The organism is Bradyrhizobium sp. SHOUNA76 (genome assembly GCF_023006445.1).
Classification (GTDB): Bacteria; Pseudomonadota; Alphaproteobacteria; order Rhizobiales; family Xanthobacteraceae; genus Bradyrhizobium.
This window is the reverse complement of record NZ_JALBHA010000763.1, coordinates 1-2125: the sequence shown is the minus strand read 5'-3', so window position 1 is coordinate 2125 and position 2125 is coordinate 1. Positions and strand designations below refer to the sequence as shown.

Below are 2125 nucleotides of genomic sequence, written 5' to 3'. Positions count from 1 at the left end.
GGGCCGACGCCAGGGGTGCGCGCCACCGCCGCCTTGTCGCGCAGCGCAATGGCGTTGGCGAGATCGGAAGGCTGTAGCGTGCCGAGCACCGCGAGCGCGACCTTGGCGCCAACGCCCTGCACGGTCTGGAGCAGGCGAAACCATTCGCGCTCCTGGTCGGTGCGGAAGCCGAACAATTTTATTTGGTCCTCACGGACATAGGTCTCGATCGACAGCACCGCGGCTTCGCCGGGCGAGGGCAGATGCTGCAGGGTGCGCGAGGAGCAGTGCACCTGATAGCCGACACCACCGACGTCGAGGATGACGAAATCCTCCCCGTAGGAATCGATCAGGCCCTTGAGCTTGCCGATCATAGGCTCGCCACCTTCAGCCGGAGCGCGGTGCTCTGGCGGTGATGGGCGTGGGTGATGGCGATGGCGAGCGCGTCGGCGGCATCCGCGGACGGCGGCTCGGCCTTGGGCAGCAAGATCTTCAGCATCATCGCGATCTGTTGCTTGTCGGCGTGACCGGCGCCGACCACGGTCTTCTTGACCTGGTTCGGCGCATATTCGGCGACAGAGATGCCGAACATCGCGGGCGCCAGCATGGCGACGCCGCGAGCCTGGCCGAGCTTCAGCGTCGCAACGCCGTCCTTGTTCACAAAGGTCTGCTCGACCGCGGCCTCCATCGGCTGGTGACCGGACAAAACGGCGGCAAGCCCCTCATGGATCGCGAGCAGCCGGCTCGCCAGCGGCAGGTTGTCCGGCGGTTCCACCGACCCGCAGGCGACGTAGATCAGGCGATTGCCTTCGGCCTCGATCACGCCCCAGCCGGTGCGGCGCAGGCCGGGGTCGATGCCGATGATGCGAACGGGGCCACGAATCGGGAGCGCAGTCATGGGCCAGTGATAGCGGCTGGCCGCTTGAAGCGAAACAGAAACAGAACGGAAGTAACAGGGGAGAGGGGTGCCGTGCCCCGGGCGCAGCGCAGCACGAAGTGATGCTGTTGAACCGGGGCCCATGTTGCGACCGGTACCTGAGGCGCCGTGGGTCCCGGCTCTCGCAGCAGCGTTTCACGCTGCAGCGCGTCCGGGATACGAAAGCGCCCTACCCGCCCATCTTCGCGACCAGCGCGTCCGACACCTCGAAATTGGCGTAGACATGCTGGACGTCGTCATGCTCGTTGAGCAAATCCATCAGCTTGAGCAGCCTCTCGCCGGTCTCATCGTCGACCGCGACGGTGTTCTGCGGCTTCCAGATCAGCGCGGCCTTGCGCGGCTCGCCGAACTTGGCTTCCAGCGCCTTGGCGACGTCGCGGTAGCCTTCCGTCGACGCATAGATCTCGTGACCCGCTTCGCCGGAGACGACGTCGTCGGCACCGGCCTCGATCGCGGCATCGAGCACGGCGTCGTCGGAGGCAACAGCGCGGTCGTATTCGATCACTCCGGTGCGGTCGAACATGAAGGAGACCGAGCCGGTTTCACCGAGATTGCCGCCGGATTTGGTGAAGAAGGAGCGGATGTCGGAGGCGGCGCGGTTGCGGTTGTCGGTCAGCGCTTCGACGATGACGGCGACGCCGCCGGGGCCATAGCCCTCGTAGCGGATCTCGTCATAATTCTCGCCCTCATTGCCGAGCGCCTTCTTGACGGCGCGCTCGATATTGTCCTTCGGCATGTTCTCCTGGCGCGCCGCGATGATGGCCGCGCGCAGGCGCGGGTTCATGTTGGGGTCGGGCGTCCCCAGCTTGGCAGCGACGGTGATTTCCCGCGCCAGCTTGCCGAACAGCTTCGACTTCTGCGCATCCTGCCGCCCCTTGCGATGCATGATGTTCTTGAATTGGGAATGTCCGGCCATGCGTGGTCTCTCGAGGATCGTCAGCCAAAGGTGAGCGTGGGAAGCGCGGCCTTATAGGCCGCCAACCCGCCGGAATCAAAGGGATCTGCCGCCTTTGCGGTAGCACTGTAAAGGTAGCCACCGTAGTGGTCGGTGCCTAGAGGTGAGGCAACGTTAACCCTGATTTCATTCCGGACTGCGAAAATAGCGCCCGACCGTTCCCCGACAAGAGAGACGTGATGGCGTTCGGACTATTTCGGAAGCGTCTGCCGGACCGGGCTGCGCCTGCGACCGCCCCGGCGGCTCCGCAGCCG

3 protein-coding genes are annotated in these 2125 nt (G+C 65.2%); all 3 read right to left on the bottom strand.

The genetic code is table 11. From position 1 onward, the window contains the following. A partial coding sequence (gene ruvA, locus MOV74_RS36780) for a Holliday junction branch migration protein RuvA (protein ID WP_246932243.1) occupies positions 1-353 on the bottom strand: 353 nt, incomplete at its 3' end. Continuing rightward, positions 350-877, bottom strand: coding sequence for a crossover junction endodeoxyribonuclease RuvC (ruvC, locus tag MOV74_RS36775; RefSeq protein WP_246932242.1), 528 nt, complete (start codon positions 875-877; stop codon positions 350-352). The genes ruvC and ruvA, both read right to left, overlap by 4 nt. Before the next feature lie 208 nt (positions 878-1085). Further along, positions 1086-1832 (bottom strand): YebC/PmpR family DNA-binding transcriptional regulator, encoded by a 747-nt coding sequence (locus tag MOV74_RS36770; RefSeq protein WP_246932241.1) that lies wholly within the window; start codon positions 1830-1832, stop codon positions 1086-1088. Positions 1833-2125: the final 293 nt, after the last annotated feature.